This is a genomic window from Pontibacterium sp., from assembly GCF_041587635.1.
Lineage (GTDB): Bacteria > Pseudomonadota > Gammaproteobacteria > Pseudomonadales > Balneatricaceae > Pontibacterium.
In genome coordinates, this window is record NZ_JBFGYC010000203.1 from 1 (window position 1) to 6,412 (window position 6,412).

At 49.4% G+C, this 6,412-nt stretch carries 8 protein-coding genes; all 8 read right to left on the reverse strand.

The features are described 5' to 3' along the window. Nucleotides 1-30: 30 nt before the first annotated feature. Nucleotides 31-1,278: a cytochrome bc complex cytochrome b subunit gene (locus ABYW01_RS11200; RefSeq protein ID WP_372832742.1), complete on the reverse strand. Its 1,248-nt coding sequence runs from the start codon at nt 1,276-1,278 to the stop codon at nt 31-33. Further along, nucleotides 1,278-1,874 (reverse strand): ubiquinol-cytochrome c reductase iron-sulfur subunit, encoded by a 597-nt coding sequence (gene petA, locus ABYW01_RS11205; RefSeq protein WP_372832744.1) that lies wholly within the window; start codon nt 1,872-1,874, stop codon nt 1,278-1,280. Before petA ends, ABYW01_RS11200 begins: the two co-directional genes overlap by 1 nt. 276 nt (nt 1,875-2,150) lie before the next feature. Further along, nucleotides 2,151-2,540 carry a 30S ribosomal protein S9 gene (gene rpsI, locus ABYW01_RS11210; protein ID WP_193952095.1) on the reverse strand — a complete coding sequence of 130 codons (390 nt, stop codon included), beginning with the start codon at nt 2,538-2,540 and terminating at the stop codon, nt 2,151-2,153. A gap of 13 nt (nt 2,541-2,553) precedes the next feature. Further along, nucleotides 2,554-2,982 carry a 50S ribosomal protein L13 gene (gene rplM, locus ABYW01_RS11215; RefSeq protein WP_193952094.1) on the reverse strand — a complete coding sequence of 143 codons (429 nt, stop codon included), beginning with the start codon at nt 2,980-2,982 and terminating at the stop codon, nt 2,554-2,556. A 220-nt stretch (nt 2,983-3,202) separates the two neighbouring features. After that, on the reverse strand, nt 3,203-4,309 hold the full coding sequence (gene zapE, locus ABYW01_RS11220) for a cell division protein ZapE (protein WP_372832746.1): 1,107 nt from the start codon (nt 4,307-4,309) through the stop codon (nt 3,203-3,205). 89 nt (nt 4,310-4,398) lie between these two features. After that, nucleotides 4,399-5,109, reverse strand: a complete 711-nt coding sequence (locus tag ABYW01_RS11225; protein WP_372832748.1) for an LrgB family protein — start codon at nt 5,107-5,109, stop codon at nt 4,399-4,401. After that, nucleotides 5,106-5,492, reverse strand: a complete 387-nt coding sequence (locus tag ABYW01_RS11230) for a CidA/LrgA family protein (protein WP_372832750.1) — start codon at nt 5,490-5,492, stop codon at nt 5,106-5,108. The genes ABYW01_RS11225 and ABYW01_RS11230 overlap by 4 nt, the downstream gene beginning before the upstream one ends. Before the next feature lie 28 nt (nt 5,493-5,520). Continuing rightward, nucleotides 5,521-6,117: a TMEM165/GDT1 family protein gene (locus tag ABYW01_RS11235; protein ID WP_372832751.1), complete on the reverse strand. Its 597-nt coding sequence runs from the start codon at nt 6,115-6,117 to the stop codon at nt 5,521-5,523. Between the last annotated feature and the right edge of the window lie 295 nt (nt 6,118-6,412).

Below are 6,412 nucleotides of genomic sequence, written 5' to 3' on the forward strand. Positions count from 1 at the left end.
CCATTACAATAGCAACAAGAAACTTTTTCATTAGCCTGTAACCCTCTCCGGTACCGGTTTAGTGCTTTCCATCTTGGTGTAGATAGGCATCAGGAAGAAGTACGCGAAGTAAAGCGCAGTACAGATCTGAGCCATCAGCGTACGTACTGGGTTAGAAGCCACAACACCCAAGTAACCCAAAATCACAAAGGACACACAGAACACAACCAGCATTACTTTGCTGATCATACCTTTGTAACGGATGGATTTAACCGGGCTACGATCAAGCCACGGCAACACAAACAGGATTGCAATCGCACCACCCATCACAACAACACCCGGGAACTGGGAGCCAGCAATTGGCGGAATAGCACGCAGCATTGCGTAGAATGGCGTGAAGTACCATACAGGCGCGATGTGCTCTGGCGTTTTCAGCGGGTTAGCAGGTTCGAAGTTTGGTGCTTCGATCAGGTAACCACCACCTTCTGGGAAGAAGAAGATAACCGCGCAGAATACAAACAGGAAGACAACAACACCCACAATATCTTTAACAGAGTAGTAAGGGTGGAACGGGATGCCGTCTAGCGGTACACCGTTTTCATCTTTCTTCTCTTTGATCTCAACACCGTCTGGGTTGTTAGAACCTACTTCGTGCAGCGCGATGATGTGCAGAACAACCAGCGCCAACAAAACGATAGGCAAAGCAACTACGTGCAATGCAAAGAAGCGGTTCAGGGTAATACCGGAGATCAGGTAGTCACCACGAATCCACAGAGCAAGGTCTTCACCAACCCAAGGCACAGCACTGAACAGAGATACGATTACCTGCGCACCCCAGTAAGACATCTGACCCCATGGCAGCAGGTAGCCCATGAATGCTTCAGCCATCAACGCCAGGTAGATCGTCATACCGAAGATCCAAACCAGCTCACGCGGCTTGCGGTAAGAACCGTACATCATGCCACGCAGCATGTGCAGGTATACAACAACGAAGAATGCAGACGCGCCGGTAGAGTGCATATATCGCAGCAGCCAACCGTATTCCACGTCACGCATGATGTATTCGACAGATGCGAATGCACCTTCAGAGGTAGGCGTGTAGCTCATTGTCAGCCAGACACCTGTCAGGATCTGGTTAACAAGCACCAGCAGCGCCAAAGAACCAAAGAAGTACCAAAAGTTGAAGTTCTTTGGTGCGTAGTATTTAGACAGATGATCTTCCCACATTGCAGTTGCAGGGAAACGATCATCAATCCAGCCCATCAGACCTGGATTTCCTTTGTTACGGTAACCAGCCATTATGCAGTCTCCTGATCTACACCAACGATGATCACATTATCACTTTCATAGTGATGAGGCGGGATCACCAGGTTACTTGGAGCCGGGGAGCTATTCATTACACGGCCAGACAAATCGAATCGAGAACCGTGGCATGGGCAGTAATAACCACCCACCCAGTCAGCACCCAGATCTTCTGGAGCTAATTCTGGACGGTAGGTCGGAGAACAACCCAGGTGAGTACAGATACCCACCAGCACAGCAATATCCTCACGAATCGCGCGCGCCGCTGTTTTTGGGATGTACGCAGGCTGCTGTGCAGCATTCTCAGAATTAGGATCCTGAAGATTGGTCAGATTAGCCAGACTTTCCAACGCTTCTGGACTACGACGAACAATCCACACTGGCTTACCGCGCCATTTAGCGATTGTCTGCTGACCAGGCTCAAGCTTGCTAATGTCCACCTTTACAGGTGCACCCGCAGACTTTGCCTTGGCACTTGGATTCCAAGAAGCTACGAACGGGACAGCCGCTCCTACAGCACCAACCGCACCAACTGCGGATGTAGCACCGAGAAGGAGGCGACGCCGACCCTTATTCACGCCGTCATTGCTCATTTAAGATGTTCTCCCCTACTCGACCTCAAGTATTTTGCAGATGCAAAAACCATTGGCCGCTAAGTATAAAAAGCCACGGAAACATGGATTCTAAAAATGGCCAAGATATTAAAGAAATTACCCCTTTCTTACAAGGTGAATTAGGCTTATGGCCGCAAAATTAGATTAAAGTATTGACCTGAACACAGCCCCAAAAAACGGGCACAAAAAAACGCCTGATCCCAAGGGAAGCAGGCGTTTTTCTTGTATTTTGCGCTGCAACAACAGCGCAGCGAATTAACGCTTGGAGAACTGAGGCTTCTTACGTGCTTTACGCAGACCCACTTTCTTACGTTCTACCATACGAGCATCGCGAGTAACGTAACCCGCTTCACGCAGTGCTGGGCGCAGAGTCTCATCGTACTCCATCAGTGCACGAGTGATACCGTGACGAATAGCACCCGCCTGACCAGTACCACCACCGCCTTTAACGGTAACGTATACATCAAATTTACCCAGGCTATCAGTCAGTTCCAGCGGCTGACGTACGATCATACGTGCAGTTTCGCGACCAAAGAACTGATCCAAAGAACGATCGTTTACAACGATGTTACCAGTGCCCGGACGCAGGAATACGCGAGCAGTAGATGTTTTACGACGGCCTGTGCCGTAATACTGAGTAGACATATCAACCTTCCCCTTAGACGTTCAGTTCTACAGGCTGCTGAGCCTGGTGCGGATGTTCGGAGCCAGCGTACACTTTCAGTTTGGTGTACATAGCACGACCCAGCGGACCTTTTGGCAGCATGCCTTTAACAGCCAGCTCAATAGTGCGCTCTGGGAAGGTTTCGATCATTTTCTGGAAAGAAGCTTCTTTCAGGCCACCTGGGTAACCAGTGTGACGGTAGTAGATTTTGCCGTCGCGCTTGTTACCAGTAACATTTACTTTCTCAGCATTGATTACAACGATGTAGTCACCAGTATCAACGTGAGGAGTATATTCAGCTTTATGCTTGCCGCGCAGACGACGAGCGATTTCAGTAGCCATACGACCCAGGGTTTTACCCTCTGCGTCAATTACAAACCAGTCGCGTTTTACTTCGGCTGGCTTAGCAACGAAAGTTTTCATTGATATTTCGCCTTTACTTAATTTAGGGCTAGTAGCAAAACGCCGAAACATGGGCGCTGCGACCGACCTAACTTATAATTATTGGTTGTTTTCAGCAGCTCTGAAAACAACAATTACCTTTCCCGAAATGAAAGGAGCGCGAATTATAGACAACCCGCGCTCCAATATCGAGAACTTTTTACACAACAGATCAGATTTTAGTGCGATTTAGAATCAGCCATTACGCACGGTGTGCGCGTGCCAGATATTCGTGCGACTGCATCTCTAGCAAACGACTCTGTGTACGCTCGATCTCAAACTCCAGTCGGCCTTCCGTGTAGATCTCATGAATCGGCTTTTCAGCCGTCAGAATCAACTTCACACCACTGTCGTAAAACTCATCGACCATATTGATAAAGCGACGTGCAGAGTCATCGTTTGAACGACCTAGCTGCGGCACACCACTCACCAATACCGCATGGTAAATTTTTGCCAACTCGATGTAATCATTCTGAGAGCGCGGCCCTTCACACAGCTCGGTGAAATCAAACCACACTACGTCTTCGCAGCAACGGCGAGACTGGATTCCGCGGCCGTTTATTTCCACCAGCTCGCGCTCGACCACTTCCTCCAAATCAGGAGACAAGCTTTCAAAACTCGCGTTCAGGCTTTCATCGGCTTTGTCATCCAGAGGGCAGTGATAAAGTTCAGCCTGCTCCAAAGCGCGCAGACGGTAGTCCACCCCACCATCAACGTTCAATATTTCAGTGTATCGATTCAGCATATCGATCGCCGGCAAGAAGCGCGCACGCTGCAGGCCATCTTTATAAAGGCCATCAGGAACGATATTGGAGGTCGCCACCAGCGATACGCCGCTTGCAAACAGCTGTTCCATCAATCCCGCCAAAATCATGGCATCGGTAATATCGGAAACAAAGAACTCATCAAAGCAGATCACCCGCGCCTCTTCAGAGTATTTCTTACCAATGACAACCAACGGATTAGGCGTACCATCAAGCTCTTTCAGCTCTTTGTGCACACGCTGCATAAACCGGTGAAAGTGGGTACGCATTTTCTGCTCGAATGGCAGACTGTCGTAGAAGGTATCCATCAGATACGTTTTACCACGACCAACGCCGCCCCAGAAATAAAGGCCCTTGATCGGCTCAACCGTCTCTTTTTTGAACTTGCCGGATAAACGCTTCATCAACCCTTGCTTGGGCTGCGGTTTCACTGCAGTGAGGTCATCGTACAAACGCTGCAGATTTTTAACCGCCATTTCCTGAGCCGGGTCGTAAGAAAAATCGTCCCGTTCCAGGTCCTTCTTATAACGCTCCAGAGGAGTCATAGCCGCCGTTCCACTTTATCAATTGGTTACCTGTTAAACAGGGGCGCACTTTACCTATCTGATAGCTATTTAGCAAATGCAACAAAAGGCTAGGATATCCCTAAAAGACGAATCAATGGCGGCAACATAAAGGCAGTAAATGTACCTGTCATGCCCATCGCCAAGCCCCCAAACGCCCCCGCGATAGCTCCGTACTCAAACGCATATGCTGTACCCATTGCGTGCGCCGCAACACCGAGCGAAAAACCCCGAATAGCGGGATCTTCAACCTTGAGCATTTTGCAAATAAACGGCGACATCAGGCATCCTAATGCACCGGTTATTAGCACGAGCCCAGCCGTTAACGAAGGATACCCACCAATCTTATCCGCGACCCCTATCGCGATAGGGGTAGTCACCGATTTCGGCGCCAACGACAACAAGGTCTGCATCGATAACTCCAACCAGATACCAACTGCAATTGCGGTTAAGGCCGCCACCAGCGCACCGACCGTACAGGCAACCAATAACGGCACAAGCATGGACCGCACACGGGCCAGGTTGTCATACAAAGGCACAGCCAGGGCAACCACCGCAGGCCCCAACAGGAAGGAGATAAACTGAGCACCCTCCTTATAGGTCTCGTAAGGCGTCTCCGTCAGCTTTAACAATCCGATGATCAACAACAATCCGACAACAACCGGATGCAATAGCGGGGTACGCCCGGCAAGCTGGTTGATCCAGGAAGCCACCATGAAGGCAACAACCGTGACAATTATCCACAACAAAGGAGACGCCTGAAATTCCAACCACAGACTCATTTTTCCAGCCCCTCCTGCGCTTCAGATTTGTCAGCCGATGAATGCGTCCATTTCAGTAATAGCGTAACGATCAGCAACGTCACAAAGGTGCTCACAACCAATGCAGCCAATATCGCCACCCATCCGGCCGCGATCAATTCAAAATGAACCATCAGACCAACACCTGCCGGTACCAGCATCATCGGTAATATTGATAGCAGGCCTTCTGCGCTTGTACGTAAGCCACCGGCAACCTCTCCTCTGAACATAAGTCCGATCAATAGCAAGACCATCCCTACCACAGCCCCAGGCACCGGAATATCCAGTCCGTAAACGATCAATTCGCCCAGAAACTGACAACAAAGAAGAACCAAAAAACCCGCAACCATCCTACCGACCCACATCCATTTATCTTTATTATTGAATCCAACATCAATGCACAGGAATGACCGCCATTACATTCAGCAGCTCAACCGCCGCCCACAGCCCAAATAGCAAAAACAACACACCACTAACTCGATGAACCCAATGGATAGGCAAGCGCTGGAGCAACGTCCTTCCCACCAGCACCCCCATTAACGTTGTCGCACTTAGCGCAAGGGTCGATCCTAGCCATACACCTAGAGCAGACTCAACACCAGCTAATCCCGCGACAGCAATTTGAGTTTTATCACCAAACTCGGCAAGAAAAATCAGCAAAACTACTGAGAACAATAAGTGCCTGCCCACTTTATTATCATTTTCTTCAGCATCATCTTCGCCATTCTCACGTAGAGATTGAATGCCAAACAATAGAAATAGTAAGCAAACGGCGGCCAGCACCAACCAATCAGGTAACCAACGTGCGGCGACAGCCCCGACTGTCACCCCTAACAAATTCAGCAAAGAGAATGCAACTATCGCCCCTAGCAACACAGGCCAAGGCCGATATCGAGCTGCCAGCGTCATGCAGACCAACTGACTTTTATCACCAAATTCAGCAATAAACACCAGAATGAATGATTTGAATACAGGGGCAAACAGCTCCATCAAGGGCAATCCTAAGACTAGTCATGAGAAGCGGTGCATTATACGGACAGTCGACCAAACCTGCACAGACCTGCAATCAGAGCAAAATACAGATAAATAAGAAGCAGTTATTGATTATGACGCTGGGACCTCAGAGCGAACATCCCGGAAAGGTGTGCTGGCCAGATGTCTGACCAGCATCTTTTAATGATTAGTGCTTATGCTGATGTTGGTGCTGCATCTTGCCCTGCATCGCCTTCACACGGGCGCTTACTGTCAGCGTCTGACCCGAAGTAAATTTAAGCGTCAAAGGAAC

Excerpts from the sequence above, each read along its gene's own strand:
- rplM (WP_193952094.1), bottom strand. The coding sequence starts at position 2,982 with ATGAAAACTTTCGTTGCTAAGCCAGCCGAAGTAAAACGCGACTGGTTT.
- zapE (WP_372832746.1), bottom strand. The coding sequence starts at position 4,309 with ATGACTCCTCTGGAGCGTTATAAGAAGGACCTGGAACGGGACGATTTT.
- petA (WP_372832744.1), bottom strand. The coding sequence starts at position 1,874 with ATGAGCAATGACGGCGTGAATAAGGGTCGGCGTCGCCTCCTTCTCGGT.
- ABYW01_RS11235 (WP_372832751.1), bottom strand. The coding sequence starts at position 6,117 with ATGGAGCTGTTTGCCCCTGTATTCAAATCATTCATTCTGGTGTTTATT.
- ABYW01_RS11225 (WP_372832748.1), bottom strand. The coding sequence starts at position 5,109 with ATGAGTCTGTGGTTGGAATTTCAGGCGTCTCCTTTGTTGTGGATAATT.
- rpsI (WP_193952095.1), bottom strand. The coding sequence starts at position 2,540 with ATGTCTACTCAGTATTACGGCACAGGCCGTCGTAAAACATCTACTGCT.
- ABYW01_RS11230 (WP_372832750.1), bottom strand. The coding sequence starts at position 5,492 with ATGTGGGTCGGTAGGATGGTTGCGGGTTTTTTGGTTCTTCTTTGTTGT.
- ABYW01_RS11200 (WP_372832742.1), bottom strand. The coding sequence starts at position 1,278 with ATGGCTGGTTACCGTAACAAAGGAAATCCAGGTCTGATGGGCTGGATT.